The sequence below is a fragment of the Trinickia mobilis genome, assembly GCF_017315705.1.
Lineage (GTDB): Bacteria > Pseudomonadota > Gammaproteobacteria > Burkholderiales > Burkholderiaceae > Trinickia_A > Trinickia_A mobilis.
In genome coordinates, this window is the sequence record NZ_JAFLRF010000015.1 from 87677 (window position 1) to 108984 (window position 21308).

At 57.2% G+C, this 21308-nt stretch carries 14 protein-coding genes and 3 pseudogenes; 7 read left to right on the top strand and 10 right to left on the bottom strand.

Translation table 11 applies throughout. The features are described 5' to 3' along the window. Positions 1 to 128 precede the first annotated feature (128 nt). The 6 genes and pseudogenes from J3489_RS21135 (at position 129) to J3489_RS21160 (ending at position 9625) form a co-directional block, all read left to right on the top strand. A complete protein-coding gene (locus J3489_RS21135) occupies positions 129 to 1052 on the top strand; it encodes a LysR family transcriptional regulator (RefSeq protein WP_207001295.1) in 924 nt (307 codons plus the stop codon). Positions 1053 to 1173: 121 nt separating this feature from the next. Continuing rightward, positions 1174 to 4413, top strand: coding sequence for an efflux RND transporter permease subunit (locus J3489_RS21140; protein WP_207001297.1), 3240 nt, complete (start codon positions 1174 to 1176; stop codon positions 4411 to 4413). Beyond that, positions 4397 to 5632, top strand: a complete 1236-nt coding sequence (locus J3489_RS21145) for an efflux RND transporter periplasmic adaptor subunit (RefSeq protein ID WP_207001299.1) — start codon at positions 4397 to 4399, stop codon at positions 5630 to 5632. The genes J3489_RS21140 and J3489_RS21145 overlap by 17 nt, the downstream gene beginning before the upstream one ends. Further along, positions 5625 to 7142 (top strand): efflux transporter outer membrane subunit, encoded by a 1518-nt coding sequence (locus J3489_RS21150; protein ID WP_207001301.1) that lies wholly within the window; start codon positions 5625 to 5627, stop codon positions 7140 to 7142. The genes J3489_RS21145 and J3489_RS21150 overlap by 8 nt, the downstream gene beginning before the upstream one ends. Next, positions 7139 to 7281: pseudogene (locus tag J3489_RS38885) on the top strand (transposase); the annotation flags it as partial. The gene J3489_RS21150 and the pseudogene J3489_RS38885, both read left to right, overlap by 4 nt. 403 nt (positions 7282 to 7684) lie before the next feature. Further along, positions 7685 to 9625 (top strand): aconitase family protein, encoded by a 1941-nt coding sequence (locus tag J3489_RS21160; protein ID WP_207001305.1) that lies wholly within the window; start codon positions 7685 to 7687, stop codon positions 9623 to 9625. Between the two features lie 713 nt (positions 9626 to 10338). Here the strand turns inward: J3489_RS21160 and leuC are convergent. Together leuC and J3489_RS21170 are read right to left on the bottom strand one after the other, a co-directional pair. Then, positions 10339 to 11745, bottom strand: coding sequence for a 3-isopropylmalate dehydratase large subunit (leuC, locus tag J3489_RS21165; RefSeq protein ID WP_207001307.1), 1407 nt, complete (start codon positions 11743 to 11745; stop codon positions 10339 to 10341). A 101-nt stretch (positions 11746 to 11846) separates the two neighbouring features. Beyond that, positions 11847 to 12749: a LysR family transcriptional regulator gene (locus J3489_RS21170; RefSeq protein WP_207001309.1), complete on the bottom strand. Its 903-nt coding sequence runs from the start codon at positions 12747 to 12749 to the stop codon at positions 11847 to 11849. Positions 12750 to 12882: 133 nt separating this feature from the next. Here J3489_RS21170 and J3489_RS21175 point away from each other — a divergent pair. Beyond that, positions 12883 to 13476 (top strand): annotated as a pseudogene (locus tag J3489_RS21175) (IS6 family transposase); the annotation flags it as partial. Between the two features lie 137 nt (positions 13477 to 13613). Here the strand turns inward: J3489_RS21175 and J3489_RS21180 are convergent. The 8 genes and pseudogenes from J3489_RS21180 to J3489_RS21215 form a co-directional block, all read right to left on the bottom strand. Then, positions 13614 to 14981: an MFS transporter gene (locus J3489_RS21180; RefSeq protein ID WP_207001311.1), complete on the bottom strand. Its 1368-nt coding sequence runs from the start codon at positions 14979 to 14981 to the stop codon at positions 13614 to 13616. A gap of 203 nt (positions 14982 to 15184) precedes the next feature. Continuing rightward, complete coding sequence (locus J3489_RS21185) at positions 15185 to 15442, bottom strand: PrpF domain-containing protein (protein ID WP_207001313.1); 258 nt, start codon at positions 15440 to 15442, stop codon at positions 15185 to 15187. Positions 15443 to 15518: 76 nt separating this feature from the next. Beyond that, entirely contained in the window at positions 15519 to 16415 is an 897-nt protein-coding gene (locus J3489_RS21190) for a LysR substrate-binding domain-containing protein (protein WP_207001315.1), read from the bottom strand. An 18-nt stretch (positions 16416 to 16433) separates the two neighbouring features. Continuing rightward, a pseudogene (locus J3489_RS21195) lies at positions 16434 to 16883 on the bottom strand (thiolase family protein); the annotation flags it as partial. Between the two features lie 102 nt (positions 16884 to 16985). After that, positions 16986 to 17918: an electron transfer flavoprotein subunit alpha/FixB family protein gene (locus J3489_RS21200; protein ID WP_207001320.1), complete on the bottom strand. Its 933-nt coding sequence runs from the start codon at positions 17916 to 17918 to the stop codon at positions 16986 to 16988. A 34-nt stretch (positions 17919 to 17952) separates the two neighbouring features. Then, positions 17953 to 18699 (bottom strand): electron transfer flavoprotein subunit beta/FixA family protein, encoded by a 747-nt coding sequence (locus tag J3489_RS21205; RefSeq protein ID WP_207001322.1) that lies wholly within the window; start codon positions 18697 to 18699, stop codon positions 17953 to 17955. 54 nt (positions 18700 to 18753) lie between these two features. Then, the gene (locus J3489_RS21210; RefSeq protein WP_207001381.1) at positions 18754 to 19023 is read right to left on the bottom strand and encodes a 3-hydroxyacyl-CoA dehydrogenase family protein; all 270 of its coding nucleotides are present in this window, start codon (positions 19021 to 19023) and stop codon (positions 18754 to 18756) included. 152 nt (positions 19024 to 19175) lie between these two features. Then, entirely contained in the window at positions 19176 to 21302 is a 2127-nt protein-coding gene (locus J3489_RS21215; protein ID WP_242540173.1) for an acetate--CoA ligase family protein, read from the bottom strand. Between the last annotated feature and the right edge of the window lie 6 nt (positions 21303 to 21308).

The window sequence follows — 21308 nt, forward strand, 5'->3', positions numbered from 1 at the left end:
CCTGGGTCTTCATAGGATCTGATCTCGCCAACCTTGCTGACACAGATATCAGCTTTCCGTCAGCGAGGTATCCATCACGCTTCGCTAAGCTTTGCGCACATTGGCAAGTAGTGAGACGGTGATACGCAATGGATCAACTACAAGCGATGCGAGTGTTTGTTCGCGTGGCGGACGCTGGCGGCTTTCGGCTTGCCGCCGACCAGCTTGGTGTGTCGCCCACGCAGGTGACGCGGGCTATCATCACGCTGGAAAAGCGGCTCGAGATGCGTCTGTTAAACCGAACGACGCGCAGCATGTCCGTCACCGACGAAGGAGTCGATTACCTCGACAGTTGCCGCGAAATCATCGCCAAAGTCGACGAGATCGAGTCTCGTATGGGCGAAATGACTCGACAGCCGTACGGCATGCTGCGAGTGGCGTGCGCGGGCTCATTCGCCGGCGCGGAGTTCGCCAGACTGATCGCCGGTTATCGGCTTCGGCAACCTCGGGTCGAACTCGACGTTACGGCCTTCGACTTATGTGTCGATATGGCTGCGGAAAGCTTTGACGTCTGCTTCGTCGACAGCAGAGGGCCAGCACCCTCGACGATGGTGCGCCGGCCGCTAACCCATTTCGGCGAAATCCTGGTTGCATCGGAGCGGTATCTCTCTCAACACGGCGAACCGCACGCGCCTACTGATCTGACAAGGCACCGGCTGCTTACGTTCGCGGGGCGAGACCACCCCACATGGGAAATCTCGGATGCCGCCGCCACTCATCGCATCGCCACCAATGGTGTGTTCCGCACGACGAGCGAAGCGATGCTTCGGGCCGCCGCTTTAAACCATATGGGAATCATCTTGGTATCCCAATCGATGGTCGATGACGACATCGATTCAGGAAGCCTCAAGCGAGTGCTGCCCGATTGCACAATCGACGGGGGATCCTACGAAATCGCGATTCTCTATGCAGGTAGAAGCCATCTTCCTGCGAGAACGCGCAGCTTCGTCGATTTTGTCGTGCAGCATTATCGACCAGCCGACGCGATACCACTCTCACGTTTCCCCGCGTGACCCGTTTTGCTACTCGTTCGCATTGCCTGTCAATGGGATCAATCATTGGCTTAGTTGAGACCGATTGTGTCGTCAACTTCATATACCACTTCCTTACGCCGTACTGATTGGAGCCCTTCCGATGTTAAGAATTGTCCGGCTAGCCTTGGTCAGACCGTACACGTTTATCGTGCTCGCTCTGCTCATATTGGGCTTTGGGTCACTTGCTGCACTTCGCACGCCGACCGACATCTTTCCCGATATTCGCATTCCGGTTGTCAGCGTCGTATGGAGCTACACTGGGCTGGAACCGGACGACATGGCGGGTCGGATCGTCACTTATTACGAGCGCGTTTTGGGCACGACAGTGAACGACATCGCGCATATCGAGTCGCAATCGTTCAACGGTTTTGGCATCGTCAAGATTTTCTTCCAGCCGGACGTGGACGTTCGAACCGCGACCGCACAGGTGACATCCATTTCGCAGACTGTCCTTAAACAGATGCCTCCGGGTACGACGCCGCCCCAGATTCTTAACTACAGCGCGTCAACGGTTCCAGTGCTCGAGATCGCATTGACCAGCGACAAGCTGAACGAACAACAAATTGGCGACTACGCGACGAACTTCGTGCGTCCACAACTCTTAAGTGTCCCGGGCGTGGCCATACCGCTGCCCTATGGTGGGAAGTTGCGCGAAGTTCAGGTTGACCTCGATCCGTTGGCTCTGCAGGAAAAGAAGTTGTCCGCACAAGACGTGGCGAACGCGCTCGCCGCGCAGAATCAGATCATCCCCGCGGGGACGCAAAAGATCGCGAAGTTCGAATACAACATCAAGCTGAACGACAGTCCGCTTGCGATCGAGGAACTCAATACTCTTCCGATCAAGACGGTCAACGGCGCGGTTATCTATATGCGGGACGTCGCTCACGTTCGTGACGGGTATCCTCCGCAAACTAACATCGTGCGAGTGGACGGACACCGGGCGGTCCTGATGAGTGTACTCAAGAGCGGCTCGGCATCCACGCTCGACATCATCGCCGGGACAAAGCAGCAGTTGCAGCGCATCCGTGAGACGCTTCCTCCCGGTATCAAACTGGTCACCATGGGCGACCAGTCCGTCTTCGTCAAGGGCGCGGTCGGCGGCGTAGCCAGTGAGGGCATCATCGCCGCGGTCCTTACGTCATTGATGATCTTGCTTTTTTTGGGGAGTTGGCGCTCAACGCTGATCATCGCTTCATCCATTCCGCTCGCTGTTCTCGCTGCGATTGCAGCACTCTCCGCGGTCGGCGAAACCTTGAACGTCATGACGCTCGGAGGGCTCGCACTGGCTGTGGGGATTCTTGTCGACGATGCCACAGTCACGATCGAGAACATCAACTGGCACCTTGAGCAAGGAAAGGATGTCCGCTCGGCGATCCTGGACGGTGCTGCGCAGATCGTTTCGCCAGCGTTCGTTTCGTTGCTGTGTATCTGTATCGTCTTCGTGCCGATGCTGCTCCTCAATGGGGTAGCTCGTTTTCTGTTTCTGCCAATGGCCGAAGCAGTGATGTTCGCGATGGTTTCGTCGTTCGTTCTGTCACGTACGTTCGTCCCGATGATGGCGCAATATCTGCTGCGGTCGCACGCACACAGCGCTCATATGTCGGGCCACTTGGAAGCCGCAATGCCCCCGGATCAGGCTGGTGAGCATACGTCCCCCTCGCGTAATCCTCTTATACGCTTTCAGCAGGCGTTCGAGCAGCGTTTTGAGGGGATTCGCGGAGGCTACCGCGGGGTCCTGGGCCTCGCGCTGGCCCATCGTCGTGCGTTTGTGCTCTCGTTTCTTGGTTTGGTCGCAGTCTCATTTCTGCTTGCGCCATGGCTTGGGAAAAACTTCTTCCCTAATATCGATGCAGGTGAAATCGCCATTCACGTCCGGGCACCGGTCGGGACTCGCGTCGAAGAGACAGCCGCATTGTTCGACAGGGTTGAGAACGCGGTACGAGCGACAATTCCGCCCGACCAGATTGCGAGCATCGTCGATAACATTGGTCTTCCGGTGAGTGGCATTAACCTCACTTACAACAACAGCGGGACGCTTGGGCCGCAAGACGGTGACATCGCGATATCGCTGAATACTAAGCATGGTCCGACCGCCGACTATGTCAAACGGCTGCGTACGTCGTTGCCGAAAGCGTTTCCTGGAACGGTCTTCGCATTTCTGCCGGCGGATATTGTCAGTCAGATTCTTAACTTCGGTGCGCCGGCGCCGATCGACGTGCAGGTTACCGGGCCGAATCTTGATGAGAATCATAGATATGCTGATGAACTATTGCGAAGACTGCGAAGCATCCCCGGCATTGCCGATACTCGGATTCAGCAAGCTTCCACGTATCCACAGTTCAACGTTTCGGTTGACCGTTCGCGTTCCGACGAATTGGGAATTACGGAGCAGGACGTCACCAACTCGGTCGTAGCGAGCCTGTCAGGTACGAGCCAGGTCGCGCCGACGTACTGGCTGGACCCGGACAACGGCGTTTCATACCCGATCGTGGCACAGGTTCCACAGTACCGGATGACGACGCTCTCCGACCTCCAGAACTTACCGATAACGGGCAAATCAGGGCCGTCGCAGATTTTGGGCGGTGTCGCCACGATTTCGCGGAGCGTAGGCGACGCGGTCGTATCCCACTACAACATCGAACCTCTCTACGACATCTTCGCGACTCCCCAAGGCTTGGATCTGGGCGCCGTCTCCTCCAGCATCGACCGCGTCATTGCCCAGACAAGGAAGGACGTTCCAAAAGGATCGATCGTCACGGTTCGGGGCCAGGTGCAGACGATGAACAGCGCTTTCAAGGGGCTGGTGTTCGGCCTGGCAGGCGCGATTGTGCTGATCTATCTGCTGATTGTCGTCAACTTTCACTCGTGGAGCGATGCGTTCGTCATCATCTGCGCGTTGCCGGCTGCTCTAGCAGGCATCCTGTGGATGCTGTTCACCAGTCATACGCCATTGTCGGTGCCCGCACTCACCGGTGCCATCCTGTGCATGGGTGTCGCAACGGCAAACAGCATTCTCGTTGTGTCCTTCGCACGCGAACGCTTGGCCGTCACAGGCAACGCGCTGGCGGCAGCGCTGGAGGCCGGGTTCACACGGTTCAGACCGGTTTTGATGACCGCCCTGGCCATGATTATCGGCATGACGCCAATGGCGCTCGGGATGGGCGACGGCGGCGAGCAGAACGCGCCGCTCGGACGTGCTGTGATTGGCGGTCTGATATGTGCGACCTTCGCGACCTTGCTATTTGTACCGGTTGTTTTCAGTCTGGTCCATCGCCGCGACACGCTAACCGAAGCCAGCAACGTTAAAGAAAATGGAGAATCGCATGTCCACGCAAACTGAAGTCAACACGGAAGTTGAAGTCAAACCCTCCAAAGGGATTCGCCGCCTGAAACTGGTTGGAATCTGCGCGGCTCTAATCGCGGTCGGCATCGTTACGACTGGAATCCTGAGTCGCGCCCGTGCGAAGCAGCAGCTTGTCACATGGACAAACGAACAGACGATCCCGACGGTCGCCACCATCAAGCCGAAGCCGGTGGGGGCAACGCAGCCTCTCGTTCTGCCCGGGACTCTAGCAGCGGAGGTGAACGCGCCAATCTACGCGCGTGTCTCCGGCTATCTGCATGCCTGGTATGCAGATATCGGGGCCCATGTGAAAGCTGGCCAACTGCTTGGAGAGATCGACACGCCTGATCTTGATCAGGAATTGCAGCAGGCCCAAGCGGATCTGCAGAATTCGATCGCGAATGAGCAGCTGGCTGAGACAACGGCAAAGCGTTGGACAGAGATGCTCGGTCAGCAATCGGTTTCGCAACAGGAGGCGGACGAGAAGACGAGCGATCTTGTCGCGAAAGCGGCGACAGTCGACGCGCGACGTGCGAACGTGAGGCGTCTTCAGGCTCTTGAGTCGTTCAAGAAGCTCATTGCACCTTTCGACGGAATCGTCACGGCCAGAAAGACCGACGTGGGCCAGCTTATTGATGTGGGCAGCGGGAATGGACCAGAACTCTTCACGGTCTCCGACGCAAAAAAGATGCGGGTGTACGTGAGTGTGCCACAGGTGGATGCCGCGGCTATTCAGCCCGAACTAAGCGCAACGCTAACGGTACCGGAGAGGCCGGGCATGACTTTCACGGCGAAGCTGGTTGACACCGACCAGGCTATAGCGCCGGAGTCCGGCACGCTTCTGGTTCAGCTCACTGAAGACAACACTTCCGGATTGCTTTTCCCGGGCGAGTACACCCAGGTGCATTTCGCCTTGCCAGCAGCTAGCCAGGCAGTCGCCATACCTGCAAGCGCGCTGATTTTCCGCGCAGAAGGACTGCAGGTCGCCGTCGTTGATGCAAACAGTCACGCGCGATTGCGTGACGTGAGAGTGGGCACGGACTATGGCTCAACGGTGGAGATCGTTTCGGGTTTGAAGGTAGATGACCGGGTCATTGACAATCCGCCGGACTCTTTGGCGGAAGGTGACGTAGTCAGGCTTGCGCACGATGGGACCGGCCAGACTGATGGTTCGATGGCTCGCGCACAACACACTGCGGAGCCAGGCCATGCGTAAGCGAATGATCTGCTTGTTCGCCGGAAGCATGTTTGCGCTCGCGGCATGTTCATTTGCCCCGGCCTATAAGACACCGCCGACGGCCATTCCGACATCCTTCAAGGAAATCGGGACCTGGATGCAGGCAAAGCCGGCCGATCAGGTTCCGCGAGAGGGTTGGTGGCGCGTATACCAGGATCCGGCACTTGACTCGCTTGAACGCCAGGTTGCTATCGCGAACCCCGATCTTCAGGCTGCGCTCGCGCGACACGATGAGGCGACGGCTTATGTGCAACAGGCGAAGTCAGCGCTCTTCCCTACGATCGGCGTCGGCGCCGAGGTTGATCGGCAGCGTCAGTCCGCGCTCAAACCGCTACGCGGCCCCGACCAACCGAATGTATACAACGCCGACACACTCGATGTTGGGTTCAATTATGACTTTGATCTTTGGGGGCGAATTCGCAATCGGGTGAGCGCGGGAAAGGCTGCGGAAGCCGCGGCGCAATTGGACGTGGAGTCGCTTCGTCTGAGTTTGGAGGCCAACCTCGCGACCGCATATTTCAACCTTGTCGGGCTCGATATCCAGTCGAAGATCCTGACAGATACCATCGAGACGTATCAGCACGCGCTAGCGTTGACGGTGAGCCGTCGCCGAGGGGGGATCGCTTCAGATCTCGACGTATCGCGCGCTCAAACGCAGCTGGATTCTGCGCGCGCGACAGCAACGGACATCACAGCTAGCCGAGCGCTGTACGAACATGCGATCTCGACCTTGATCGGCGTGCCTGCGTCTAGTTTCAGCATGCCCTCCGACCATGAGCTGTCTTATTTACCCAATATCCCCCCGGATATTCCTGCCTCGTTGTTGCAACGCCGACCAGACATCGCGGCGGCGGAGCGGCGCGTAGCTCAGGCGAACGCGAATATCGGTGTCGCGAAAGCGGCTTTTTTCCCGGACGTTTCGCTAGGTCTCGATGGGGGATTTCAGAGTGATACGTTTTCCCCGTGGCTTGCGGCGCCTAACGAAATCTGGTCGATCGGGCCGTCCTTGGCGGAGACGCTGTTCGACGGCGGTCGCAGATCCGCGCTGGTTCACGAGGCCCAGGCGAAACTTGCGGAGAACGGCGCAAAGTACCGAGCTGTGGTGCTAACCGCATTTCAGCAAGTGGAAGACAACCTCGCGCTGCTGAATCACCTCGGTACGGAGTCGGCTCAGGAAGACGAGGCGCTCAGTTCGGCCCAGCGCGCGCTTGACCTCTCGTTCTCTCGCTACCGCGACGGTGTGGTCAGTTATCTTGACGTCGTGACAGCGCAGACTACAGAACTCAGTACCCAACTGATCGACACCCAAGTAAGGACACGCCAACTGGAAGCTAGCGTCGACCTGATTCATGCACTTGGCGGCGGATGGACGATCAGCCCTTCGGACACGAGCGGCCCAGAAACAAAGGCAAGCTCGCCAACAAGCTCGCCGAACTGGAAGGCCGCATCCGTACGATGCATCGAACGAATGCTCCCGGCCAACTCCTGAAAACAATCCCTGGCGTCGGACCACTCACTGCTTCGGCACTGGTAACCACCATCGGTGATACCAGACCTTTTCGCAATGGACAATACTCACGGCATAGCTAGGGTTGGTACCACGCCAGCACTCCTCTGGTGGCAAGCCACAATTTCAGTGTAATCGCCGTAGGCCAGCAGTGGAGCCGATCACAACTACTCCGACAAGTGTTTTGGCCCCCGCTGCCAGCAGCGATCCACGGCACCGGTGGACTGACTGGCCTTGGCGACGAAGCACTGGAAGTACCAAACTACGCTCGGCATCGCAATCGCTATCGACACGGGGAAGATCAATAGATAGATCGTCACAGATGCCGACATTTCGTTCAGACGCGTCGATGAGATGTTGCCTGGCCGGTGGCCTGCAGGCGCGCCAATCACGGCGACATGTATTGAACGAGCTTTGCGTCCCTACTTCATTCTCGATTCGAGATGTCAGTGTTGACGAACGGAAACGCTGGTCGGCCCGTCTCCGACGTAAAGTCGAATACTGGATAACTTAAAGCACGACACGTGAACGATATGATCACCTTGAGCGGCCGAGTCCTCTATCTGTCTGACGATCCGGCCGTGATGAGAGCACAACTTGCCGGAAAAAATCTAACGCGAGAACACGCGACGCCATTGCGCGACAATGTTTCGACAGACGAAATTACGCCCGTTACGGTGATGCTCTGTTACGACGAACGTCTCGGCCACTACCCATATGTCGGCTTCCGCTCTGGCAGCGAGTTGCCCGTCAAGGAAAACGATATCTTGCGTGGTGGCTTCCAGGTCTGTGTCGCGGGCAAGCGTTACGGAAAGGGATCATCGAGGGAGTCAAGTCCGCTTGCTGAGTTGTCCGCGGGCATCCGTGTAATCGTCGCCGAAAGTTTCGAGCGTATCTATCAACAAAACTGCGACAACATTGGCATCCTGACGACTACGGACTTCTCGGTGCTGGACCGTTTAATTGCCGGCGAAGCGGTACCCATTGAAGAATTTCTGCGTGGACGCGACTCGCTCACCCGCGCTGTAATCCGCAGTGGTGGGCTTCTGGCCTATAGCAAATCACAGGTATGGCCGACACCGCAGACTCGCGAGGGTCAGGATCACACGGTCCCTAAAACCCTTGCCGAGAAAATTATTGAACGCCACCTGCATCCCGGCGTCGATCATGTCGCTCACGGCGACGGAGTGTTCCTCGCCGCGGACTGGCGGTTCAGCCATGACTACTTCACCGGCATGTGCGCACACCTTATGCATCGAGCGTTCGGCAAACCTTCTCCCCTGTTCTCGCCAGAAGGAATCATCGCTTTCCAAGATCACCTCGCACTGGCCGCGCAGAGCATACCGCACGTGCGCGGTGGGTTGTTGCCAGGGATTGCGAACCTCCAAGACGCGCACTCCGTCTTCACAAGCGATTATGGTGTGCAGGCGCACGGTGCACTGCCGGACCAGTTAGGCTCCGACGGGATCTGCCACGCGCTGATGGTGGAGAGATATGCGTTGCCGGGGCAAATCGTCGTCGGCACCGATTCGCACACGACGCACTCTGGTGCACTGGGTTGCCTCGCGTTCGGTGCCGGCGCCACTGATATCGCCAACAGTTGGGTAACCGGCTATGTGCGTTGCAGGGTGCCGGACACGCTGCGCATCGAGATCGACGGCTCCTTGCGTCCTGGTGTAACCGCCAAAGACGTTGTCCTGCATCTGTTGAGGACGGAGACAATTCGCACAGGCGGTGCAATCGGTCTTCTGTTCGAGTATGGTGGTCCTGCTGTGCGAGCGATGTCGATCGACGAACGGGCCACGTTGACGAACATGGTCGCCGAACTCGGGGGTTTTGCCGGTATTGTCGAACCAGATGCTCGAACGGTGGCGTTCTTGAAGGAGCGACGCGGAATTGACTTCACGCTGGAAGAATGGATGCACAGCGATGCGGACGCGGAGTATCGGGACGTCATCCACATCGATGGAGCGGCAATCGAGCCAATGCTCGCGCGCCCAGGAGATCCGGGCAACGGAGTTGCAACTGCCGCCCTCGACGAGGTTGTGGCGATCGACATTGCTTACGGTGGGTCCTGCACCGCTGGCAAGCGCGAGGATTTCGACTACTACTTCGAGGTGTTGCGCTGGGGTGTGGAGCACGGTCTCTGCGTGCCCCATAGCACACGCTTGTATCTTCAGTTTGGAACTCTGGATGTGCGGCGCTATTGTGAATTGCGCGGGTACCTCGATGTATTCGAACGTGCCGGCGCAACGCTGCTGATGCCGGGATGCGGTGCCTGCTCAAATTGCGGCCCGGGACAATCGGCCTCAGCTAGCGAAGTGACGATCAGCGCGATCAATCGCAATTTTCCCGGCCGATCGGGTCCGGGCAGTGTGTGGCTCGCCAGCCCGTACACGGTAGCCGCCAGCGCACTCGCAGGCACGATTACCACTTTCGAGCAATTGCAATCGACTGCAAGGTAGTTCCGAAGCGCCAGGTGCCTATATATATGCCCTGGTACCTGCCCGCCTTACTGTGCGTGCAGATGGAACACTGCATCGATCCACCAATTGGTCCATCGATCCATGGAAATTGCAGAGATCGAAAGGTGTGTGGATAAATTGAATCTCACTGAAACCGAGTGCGAAGAACTGCTGTCGATGCGGCGCAACTGTCCAATGACCGTTGGCTAGGTGTGACGGACCGGTGGTCCCGCTGCTCCGCGAGCAGGCCTCGAGCAGAGGTGACCATGCACATATTCGATGCGACTCACGTTTCATCGCGAGATGGCAAGCCTGATTCACCCGTGAGCGTCTAGCCGGCCTGTACGGGCGGCATCCGAGTCTTGTATCTGGGCTACAACCTGAATCTGAGAGACGGACAGAGGAGCGTTAGTCGACCAGTTCGTCTCCATCAACTACTCGTTTGAGCGGCTCATGTCATCGCGCTACGCCACCTCATTGGAACGGCCGCTGACACACATGCACTTCAGATACCCGGTAATAGCAATCGATTCCCCGTTCCAGGAAAGCATGTGGCCCCGCCTACGGCACATCGCTCATGCTTAGAAGCTGACATTGGCACGATCAAGCGGAACAACGAGGCCCTCGTGGCAGATCAGCGGTGTCATTGAAAAAGTCCGAATGTATTAATGGTGCACGATTCAATGTGTCGGTGTGTACTTGAGGCAGGCATCTCACCGCAGCGCGCGGACATCGACGAAATGGCCTGCAATCGCCGCGGCCGCCGCCATCGCTGGGCTTACCAGATGGGTTCGCCCACCCGGCCCTTGGCGGCCCTCGAAATTGCGGTTAGAAGTCGACGCACAACGCTCGCCCGGCTTGAGCCGATCGTCGTTCATCGCCATACACATCGAGCAGCCCGGCTCTCTCCACTCGAATCCCGCATCCATGAATACCTTATCGAGCCCTTCGCGTTCTGCTTGAGCTCTCACCAATCCCGACCCTGGAACGACCATCGCTAGCGTTACGTTTATCGCGCGATGTTTGCCACGCACGACGGCCGCCGCCGACCGCAGATCCTCGATGCGCGAGTTCGTACATGACCCGATGAAGACCTTGTCGATGGAGATTTCGGAAATCGGCGTTCCTGGCGTGAGCTCCATGTAGTCGAGCGCCTTGCGAATGCCGTCACGTCGAACCGGATCTGCTTCCATGAGTGGGTCTGGCACGCAGCCGTCGATCTCAACCACAATTTCAGGCGATGTGCCCCACGTCACGTGCGGCTTGATCCGCGTCGCATCGATTTCCACAATGGCGTCAAATTGAGCACCGGCATCTGTGTGAAGCGTGCGCCAATACTCGACGGCGCTCTCCCATTGTTCGCCCCGCGGGGCGAGTGGTCGGCCGCGTACGTATTCGAGCGTGGTGTCGTCGAATGCAACCATGCCAGCGCGTGCACCCGCCTCGATAGTCATGTTGCAGATTGTCATCCGCCCTTCCATCGACATCGCCCGTATCGTCGAACCGGCATACTCGATCGCGTGGCCGGTGCCGCCAGCTGTACCGATCTTGCCGATTACCGCGAGAATCAGGTCCTTGGGCATAACCCCGGGAGCAAGCATGCCGTCAATTTTGACGAGCATGGTCTTCATTTTCCTGGTCAGGAGCGTCTGTGTGACGAGTACGTGCTCAACCTCCGAGGTGCCGATACCATGCGCTAGGCAGGCAAGCGCACCATGGGTCGACGTGTGAGAGTCGCCACAAACGATCGTCATGCCTGGCAGCGTAATACCTTGCTCCGGTCCGACCACGTGCACGATGCCCTGGCGAGGATCGCGCATGCCGAAGAACGGAATTCGGTGGGTTTTCGCGTTTTGGTCCAGCGTTGAGACTTGAAGACGTGAGATCGGATCTTCGATATGTCCGTCCAAGCGATTTGTCGTCGGAACGTTATGGTCTGCGACAGCGAAGTTCGAGCCAGCACGCCAGGGTGTGCGTCCGGCCATCTCCAGCGCCTCAAACGCCTGAGGACTCGACACTTCGTTGATTAAATGACGATCTACGTAAAGCAGTGTCGTACCGTCTTCCTCAGTGGTGATCGCGTGCGCATCCCACAGCTTGTCGTAGAGGGTCCTTCGCATAGTTCAGCCCTTTGTGTCAATCGGACCATCATAGCGGACGCTCACCATGCCTTTCGTGCCAACTCGTCATGTCAGAATTCTCGATTCGAGAACGCTGCGGATCACCGCTTGCCCGTGAGAAAATTGGCAAGTGCGGCTGCTGGTGCAACTAGGCTCTCGAAGTTACGGCACACAATCGAGAGTGTGCGTAGCGCCCACTTCTCCGCGATCGGCACAAGCCTCACTTCCAGTGTATTGACGTACAGTTCCCCAATTTGTTGCGGAACGACGGCTACGCCGAGCTTCACGTGCACCATGCGGCACAACGCATCAAGACTACCAACGCGGATCTTCACATCGAGCCTGGAATCGAGCTTCTGCGCCTGCTCGGTGAGCAGCTTCATCAATGAGGCGTCGCTGCGCAGGCCGACAAGTTGCTCTGGGACGATCTCGCGCAAGCTCACGGTCGTCACACTACGTAGGCGGTGCCCTGCAGGCACCATAAGTACGAGTCGATCACTCCGATATACGCGCAGATCGAGCCCTTCGGTGTCGGCGATGGCATTGCAGATGCCGAAATCGACATCGCCTTCGCGAACGCTGCGTAACACGTTGTCGCTAGTTTGCTCGTCGATTTCGATATCAACGTCAGGAAACGCACGTTTAAACGACGCGATGTCTTCCGGTAAAAACTGCACCACAGCGGATAGGTTTGCCACCACACGCACGTTGCCCTTTGCGCCACTCGTGTAGCGGGACAGTTCAGCCTCCATGCTCTCGAGGTTTGCTACGACCGCTTGCGCATGACGCATCACCGTGTTACCGACCGGTGTCACAGTAATGCCGCGAGACTCCCTGATTAACACGGGTAGCCCAATCAGCGCTTCAATTTCCGCAATGCGCCGGCTCACAGCCGACGGCGTAATGCACTCACGGTCGGCGGCGCGCGTGATACTCCGTTCCTGACAAACAGCCAGAAACAGGCGCAGCGAGGTCAGGTCGATCTTTCTTAGCAGTTGGGTCATCAGGCTCCGGTGCAAATGAGATCGGCGAATCGGTTAGAGATGTCGGAACAGAACGAACTGATGCCACGCGATGAGCAAGCTGAAGAGTCTGGAGGAGTTGTTCGGCGGAAGCCATTTTGATCGGAAGATCATCATGCTGTGTTCGCTGGTACCTGCGCTACAGGCTCAGCCTCCGCGATCTGGTCGAGATGATGGCCGATCGGGGCTTGTCGCTGGCTCACACAACGATCCTGCGCTGGGTGAGGCGCTATACGCCCGAGTTCGTCAATCGCTGGAACCGCTTTGCTACACCCGCAGGTCGTTCGTGGCGTGTCGATGAGACCTGCCTGGAGATTCGTGGCAGGTGGGTCTACCTCTATCGCGCGGTGGATCGGGCCGGCCAGACCGCGGACTTCATGCTCAGGGCGAGGCGCGACGTGGCTGCCGCCAAAGCCTTCTTCAGCAAGGCTTTCAGGCATCAGGGCCAGTCGCCGGAGACCATCACGCTCGATGGTTATGCTGCCTCGCACCGCGCGGTGCGCGAGATTGAGGCGGATGGTCTGCTTCCCGAAGACACAAAGGTTCGATCGTCCAAATATCTGAACAATGCGATCGAGCAGGATCATCGCCATATCAAATCCAGAACGAATGTGATGCCCGGTTGCAAACGGTTCAGGAGCGCCGCGATACAATTTCAGGCATCGAGTTGACGCATCGAATTCGCAAGGGGCAGTTCGATCTCCCGAAGCTCGGCCTGAAGGATGTCACTGCGTCTGCCGTATGGAATGCTGTCCTGTCCGATCGACAAGGTATCCTGTCTATAAACATGTATCTCGACCGGCATACCTATTTTCACCAGATCAGGGCTGCGGCCTGTTTCAAGATTTACGTCTGTGCTCGAACGACGGCACGTTCATCGCTTAGATTTGCGTTCCCGTCTGGCGCGGGAAGATCAGAACGAATGTTATCGATCAACGTTATTGCAATTGCAGCAGCAAATGACGGAATTCCGATTGCCAGAAAATATTGCTCACGCGAGAGCCCCATATGAACTAACATGCCGATGGCTACTGGCGACAGAATAGCACCCGCGCGCCCAACTCCGAGCACCCAGCCAACACCGGTGGTTCGGATATGGATTGGGTAGAATTGACCCGCATAAGCGTTGATCAAATTTTGCGTACCAATAGTGCAGGCACCAGCAATGGCGATCCATACATATACCAGGATCGTTGGGGCCCTCACCCCCAAAAGGATAATCGACACTGCCGCTAATACGAACATTCCCATAAGGACGCACTTGATACCAAGCCGGTCCGCGAGAACACCTCCGATCAAAACCCCACATACGCCCCCAAGATTCATAACCACCATAAATGTCAGGGCTGAGGCGTTACTATAACCTGCACCGGCCATGAGTTTTATGAGCCATGAGCTCAGACCGTACACGGTAAACAGGCAGATGAAGCACGCCATCCAAAACATCAAGGTACTCAAACCTCGTTCCTGCTGAAACAGTTGACGAACAGGTGCCTCACTAGCAGCTTCTAAGTGGTTTTCGACAAACCGGTCGTCGGAATTGGGTCTATATTGACCGTCGACACGACTAGCAATCTTCTTCAATTCGTCTATTCGTCCGCCTCGAATCAGAAACGGGATAGACTCGGGTGTCGATTTCCAGATCATCGGGATTAGCAGAACCGGCGCGGCGGCCGCAATAAAGACGGACTGCCATCCATAGCTCTCAATCAAACCCTTGCCCAGGCCGGCTGCCAGCAAGCCGCCGAGTGAAAATCCGCTGAAAACCGATGTCACCAATGCATTCCGTATACGCACAGGTGAGTATTCCGTCATGAGCGATACGACATTTGGCATTGCCCCGCCGAGTCCCAGCCCAGCTATGAACCGTGCGGCGGAAAAGGATACAGGTTCCTTGCAGAATCCTGCCGCTGCGGTGAACACGCTACATAGGAGAATGCAAAGTACGATGATTTTTTGCCTCCCTATTTTATCCGCGACAGTCCCAAACACGATATTTCCGACCATCATTCCAACTAGAGCTGAGCTGATGAGGACGCCGGCATAGGTAGCATTTATCGCCATTTCCTTCATAATCCAAGGTAACGCGACACCGCTAACGGTCAGATCGTAACCATCGAAGGCTATGATCAACGCACACACCAATAATATGCGATAGTGAAATGTGCTTAGCTTGGCCTCATTGACCATCGTTTTGATGTTGATCTGACGCATTGTCTCCACCGTTTTGGATATAGAACTTCGGCGCTTTACATTTTTTTTATTAGACTTCGATTGCTGAGCAGGCCACCCAGTCGAAACGTCACCCGACAGGCGCTTTCAAGCACGGGGCGCAGAATATAGAGTGATGCGTGGAACCTCGAGCACCGGCGGTTGCGCTATGGGGGGAAGCTGCTAATTTTTCAACGGTTCACCACTCAGTCACATTTCACATCAGTCGCGGGAATGTATGCCGTTCCGTCCATTATTTTGCGCGCGGTACGAGCAAAACCAAGCTTGTCGAACTTGACAACTTCTGGGTCGGGTGTGCCCATTGCGCGCTTTAAGATTGAATCGCGCATCGCGCCCGCGGGCGGCAAGTCGTGTTCGAGAAAGTACAGCCTTTTGCTTGATCCCCCAAGCAAAATAGAAACCCGGATCTCTACTTGTTCTTCAGCAAAATCTAGAGTGTTCACGTCGGCTCCTCCGTTATAGTGGCGATTCGCTCTTGGAAGCCTGACTTTCTCACCCTCTCCCTAACGAATCAATTGCTCATTCAGCAAGCCCCCTTTCACGTAGGAGAGAAACAAAGATTGCTGCGGAAGTAGTGAGTTCGTCGGTTGGCCTGCAATACATTTGAAGCTTCCTGTTTGCCCAGCCGTCCAACAGTGGGAGATACACGAAGTCCAGAATTTTTTCGAGTTGGACCGCCACACCTAACGGCATGACCCCCACGCCAACCCCGGCACTGACCATTCTCGCCATTGGATCAAAGCTGCTGACAGTCACGGCCGCCGCGAGGCTCTTACCCGCTTCTCTCGCCACTTTTCGGATCTCGGTTTCTATCGATCCGCCGTACTGCAATGTCACGAACTCGAATTCAAGCGCCTGCAGGCAGGTAACACCGTCCAACTGTGAAAGCGCATGGTCTTTCGGAACCGCCAAGACAAGCTGGTCCTCCCAGCATGAAAAAGCAGTCAACCCTTCCGCGGGTGTTGACGACGATGCAATTCCAATGTCGACATATCCGTCTTGAACCGCCTTGACGGCCTCAGCGCTCGTTGTTTCCTTGATGTTGATCTGCACGAGTGGATATTTCGCCTTGAACGACGCCACGCGATCCGGAACGAATTGCATGAGCGACGAGATATTTGCTGCTATCCGAACGAGACCACGCAGCCCATCCCCGTAAGCGCTTATTTCCGTCTCCATCTCTTGCAATTCTCGCAGCACATTCCTGCCTCGCCGGAGCACCGCTTCGCCAGCTGGCGTCGCGATAACCCCGTTGGGTGTGCGATAGAGCAATTTCGCACCTAGTAGATCTTCCAATTCGCTAATGCGGCGGCTCGCGGCGGACAAGGCAATGTGTTCTCTGTCCGCAGCTCGACTTATGCTGGCCTCTTCAACGACTGTGACAAACAGCCGAATCGTGACGGGATCTATACGCACAGGTTTCACTCAGCAATGAGGGCGCAAAAATTCGATCGGGACGTCGGAAATGTGGGACTGTAGCGAAAACATGCCCGTCGCCTTGCCCATCACGAAATGCGCACGGCTCATGCTCTCGCCCCCGCTTGCGATCATCAGACCCGCCTCCCCCGACTTGATCGCCCGCACCGCGACGGCCACAGCATCCATGCCCGAGCCGCACTGACGATTGACCGTTAAGCCCGGCACTTCCTTAGGTAGTCCCGCAAGCAGCAGCGACATGCGCGCGACGTTGCAGCTATCTTCGATCACCTGGTTAGCGCAGCCGAAAATCACCTCATCGATTGCGCTCCAGTCGACGTCCTTGTTGCGCTCAATCAGAGCCTTGGGCGGGACTGCGGCTAGATCCCCGGCACGCACCGACGAGAGCAAACCAGCATTACGGTCAATCGGGGTGCGAATTGCCTCGCACAGGAAAGCCTCGCTCATACACTTCCTGAAATCTCAGAAACTCTCCGGCTCCCTCGCTCGGGCGACAGGCCATCAAAGAATCTGAACTTCCTTTGTGTCGATACCGTCGGTGCGGCCACTTCAGATAGATGCTACCAGTTCCGGGACTGCTGTAAACAGGTCGCTCACGAGGCCGTAGTCCGCGACACTGAAAATTGGCGCCTCGTCATCGTTATTGATCGCGACGATAACCTTCGAGTCCTTCATCCCCGCGAGGTGCTGTATAGCACCCGAAATGCCAACCGCGATGTACAACCGCGGCGCAACAATCTTGCCTGTTTGACCGACCTGATAGTCGTTCGGTGCATAGCCCGCATCGACGGCAGCGCGCGAGGCGCCCATCGCCGCACCGAGCTTGTCAGCCAGAGGTCCCAGCACCGTCGCGTAGTTCTCACCGCTGCCCAGACCCCGTCCGCCCGACACAATGACGTTAGCCGACGTCAGTTCCGGACGATCCAACTTCGTCATCTCACGGCTCACGAACCGCGAAACGCCTGCGTCGGGTGCGGCATCGAACGTCTCGACCGATGCAGTGCCGCCCACCGCGGCAACCGCGCAAAAGCCGGTTGCGCGAACTGTGATGACCTTGATCGGATCAGTCGATTGAACGGTCGCGATCGCGTTTCCCGCGTAGATCGGACGCTCAAAAACGTCGGGGGAATGGACAGCTGTGATTTCGCTGAGCTGCGCGACATCAAGCTTTGCCGCGATGCGCGGCGCAACGCTCTTACCGTAAGCGGTTGCGGACGCGAAAATATGCGAATAGTCCTTCGCGATGTTCAGCACTGTTGCCTCGACGTTTTCCGCGAGGCCTTCAGCCAGATGCGGTGCATCGGCAAACAACACCTTCGACACTCCCGCAACCTTAGCCGCCGAGTCAGCCACCGATTTCGCATTGTGCCCCGCGACCAACACATGAATCTCACCACCGATCTTCTGTGCTGCAGCGACAGTGTTCAGCGTCACCGCCTTCAGTGACGCATTGTCATGTTCAGCAATTACCAAAATCCTCATTTCATTCGCCTCTGCTATTCGTAAATCCGCGCGATCAAAGCACCTTGTCGGTCTTGAGCTTTTCGATGAGCGTGTTCACGTCGGCCACCTTGACGCCTGCGCGACGCTTCGGCGGCTCACTGACTTTTAGCGTCTTTAGACGCGGCGTGACATCGACGCCCAGGTCCTCTGGCTTCACAGTTTCGAGCGGCTTCTTCTTCGCCTTCATGATGTTGGGCAACGTCACGTAGCGCGGCTCATTCAATCGCAGATCGGTCGTCACGACCGCGGGCAGCTTCAGCGACAGTATTTCCGTGCCGCCATCCACTTCGCGCGACACCATTGCTTTACCGCTGGCAATCTCCACCTTCGATGCGAACGTCGCTTGTGGCAGCCCCGCCAGCGCAGCAAGCATCTGGCCCGTCTGGTTGAAGTCGTCGTCGATCGCCTGCTTGCCGAGTACGATGAGTTCAGGCTTTTCCTTGTCGGCCAGCGCCTTCAACAGCTTGGCGACAGCCAGAGGTTGCAGGTCTTCGTTTGACTCGATCAGGATCGCGCGGTCCGCGCCAATCGCTAGAGCAGTGCGCAGGGTCTCCTGACATTGCGCCCCACCCGCTGAAACCGCGATCACTTCAGTCGCTACGCCTGCTTCCTTCAGGCGCACTGCTTCTTCAACAGCAATTTCGTCGAACGGATTCATCGACATCTTCACATTCGCGATGTCTACACTCGTATTGTTCGCCTTTACAGACACTTTCACATTTGCATCGACGACGCGCTTTACTGCAACGAGAATCTTCACTACTTTTCCTCCGCCTACAAAATGGATGCGACCAGATATTCTCGCCGTCCCAATTTATTGTTTTGGGAAGACATAGGTCATGTCACCGCAGATAAAGTCAATTCCTGATGCAAATCTCAGACGCTTCATCATCTGGTGGATCTTTTCCGGGCCATTATGTTGTGCCCAGAATAGCGGGCCGCCGAGATGGCGCGGGAATCCGTAGCCATGGACAAGTACGATGTCAATGTCACTCGTCCGGGATGCCACGCCCTTTTCCATCACCCTCACAGCTTCATTGACGATCGAGGCCAGAGCACGTTCAACAATTTCTTTGCTGTCCAGCGCACGAGCAAATTAATAGTCCTCGTCGGACCTCCACTGAACTGGCATTGACAGGCGGATTGTCGATAACGAGGAATCCAACCAGGCCCTGTTTCTCGCGACGAACTGCCTCGGGCTTCGTCTCAGGATTCGAGCGCGTGTGCATGCCCATGCTATTTCCCGATCTTTACAAGTGCGTCCACGGCCACAACACCGCTGCCTTCCTCAAGGACCATGACAGGATTAACCTCAGCCTCCAGCACCGTGATGTCGGACTGCGTCGCCAAGTTGGAAACGGAAACGATCGCGTCAGCCAATGCCTCGATGTCTCCGCGCGCTTTGCCACGATAACCATCGAGCGCGCGCATGGCCTTGACTTCGGAGATCATCTCAAGGGCCGACTCGCGGGTGACGGGGGCAAGACGCAATGCACGGTCGCGGTAAATTTCAGTGAGGATCCCGCCAGACGCGAGCATCACGATCGGGCCAACCTGTGCGTCCCGGCGATATCCGATAAGAACCTCGCCTAATCCCTTGACCATCTGCTGAACCAACACTCGCTTAAGTTTGAAACCGTCAACATTCTGCGAGACGTTCGCACGGATTTTCTCGATCGCAGCATTGAGTTGGTTCTTGTCGCAAATTCCCAGCTCAACCCCCCCGACGTCTGTCTTGTGCGGCACATCTGCCGACAGCACCTTCACCGCGAGTGGATACTGCAAATCTTCAGGGATCGCAACATCGCCCTCAACATCAATCCCGAGCGCCGGTGCGTGAGGAACACCGACCTTTGTCAGCAGATCGTATGCGGCAAGTTCGTCAAGGAATCCTACTGAACTGCGCTCTTCCTCTTTATCCGCAATATCTGGGATGCCCGACGGCATGCGCCGTGCGAAGGCGGCGGCGATAGAGTCAGCGCAAGATTCGGGCGTGCGAAAGCAGGGAACCCCCCCTGCAGTCAGGCGCGACAATGCTTCAGGGGCATCAGGCACAACAAAGGCCGCCAGCGGCAGGAGTTCTGGTGACAGCGAAGCGCTATCGAGTATCGGACGCACCGCCAATTCCGGCGAAAACCTCGCCGACGACCCCGCGACTGCCACAACCAGATCAAATTCCGGTGCTGAGCGAAGCACGTCGAGCGCAGCAGCCATGACGTTATAGCGCGTGCCAGCGAGCGTCAGGTCCACAATGCGGCCATTGCCGACTTCCACACCGGCAGCGGCGAGTCGCGCGTAGGTCTCAGCGCTCGGATGCTGTACGTCGATATTGCGCACGCCCAGTTGATCGACGACCATGGCTGCGCCGCCGCCAGTTGTGGTCACGACCGCGACTCGTGGCTTCGTTGAGCTCACCACTTGCGGTACCGGGATTCGCGCAAGCAATGCTGAGCTTTCGAGGAAAGCGTCCAGCGTTTCAACGCGTGCGATGCCACAACCCTTGAGAAAGGCATCGGCGACGTCATCTTCGCCGGCGAGTGCTCCCGTGTGCGATACCGCCAGTTCTGCAGCAGCGCTTGATCGCCCGAGCTTATACGCGACAACTGGCTTTCCCTTGCGGGCTGCCTGGACCGCAAACTGGCGCAACTTATCGGAATGTCGCAAGGTTTCGAGAAAAAGCATGTAGCCGGTAACATCAGGATCGTCCAGCGTCGCCGCGCAGATTTCGCCCACGCTCAGATCCACCTCGTTGCCGACTGACACGAGGCCAGCAAAGCCAACCCCGCGCGCCTTGCCTCGTGACACTAGCGCACCAATCATGCTTCCGCTGTGCGAGGCGACGAACAGCCCCCCCACAGGAAGGTCAGGTTCTGCAAACGCGGCATTCGCAGTAAGCGCCAGCCTACGGCGAACATTCACCACCCCGAGTCCGCTCGGGCCGAGAACACGAATACCTGTTCGGCGCACAATTTCCCGCACGCGTGCTTCGCGAGCTTCGCCCTCGGCTCCGCTCTCCGAGAATCCGGCAGCAAGAATCGTCGCGACCGGGACACCAAGCTCCGCGCATTCCTCTAGCGCCTCAATTGCCGCGTCGGTTGGCGTGAGGATGAACGCGTGATCCGGAACGACTGGCAGATCGCCGATACTACGCCATGCTTTTTCGCCAAGAACGGTGTCACGGTTTGGATTAATTGGATACACTTCGCCGTCGAAACCCGCTTGACGGATAAACCGAAGCGGCCGTGCGGCCGTTTTGGATGGATCGTCGGACGCGCCCACGAGGGCGACACTGCGTGGTGCAAGAAGCACCGCCGCCAGCGATTTGTTCGGAGATTCGCCTGTGGGCATGATGCTCTTTTTCATGTCAGA

What these genes read in the sequence shown, in the direction of transcription:
- J3489_RS21150 (WP_207001301.1), top strand. Translation starts at nt 5,625, where the DNA reads ATGCGTAAGCGAATGATCTGCTTGTTCGCCGGAAGCATGTTTGCGCTC.
- J3489_RS21145 (WP_207001299.1), top strand. Translation starts at nt 4,397, where the DNA reads ATGTCCACGCAAACTGAAGTCAACACGGAAGTTGAAGTCAAACCCTCC.
- J3489_RS21135 (WP_207001295.1), top strand. Translation starts at nt 129, where the DNA reads ATGGATCAACTACAAGCGATGCGAGTGTTTGTTCGCGTGGCGGACGCT.
- J3489_RS21215 (WP_242540173.1), bottom strand. Translation starts at nt 21,302, where the DNA reads ATGAAAAAGAGCATCATGCCCACAGGCGAATCTCCGAACAAATCGCTG.
- leuC (WP_207001307.1), bottom strand. Translation starts at nt 11,745, where the DNA reads ATGCGAAGGACCCTCTACGACAAGCTGTGGGATGCGCACGCGATCACC.
- J3489_RS21140 (WP_207001297.1), top strand. Translation starts at nt 1,174, where the DNA reads ATGTTAAGAATTGTCCGGCTAGCCTTGGTCAGACCGTACACGTTTATC.
- J3489_RS21180 (WP_207001311.1), bottom strand. Translation starts at nt 14,981, where the DNA reads ATGCGTCAGATCAACATCAAAACGATGGTCAATGAGGCCAAGCTAAGC.
- J3489_RS21200 (WP_207001320.1), bottom strand. Translation starts at nt 17,918, where the DNA reads ATGAGGATTTTGGTAATTGCTGAACATGACAATGCGTCACTGAAGGCG.
- J3489_RS21170 (WP_207001309.1), bottom strand. Translation starts at nt 12,749, where the DNA reads ATGACCCAACTGCTAAGAAAGATCGACCTGACCTCGCTGCGCCTGTTT.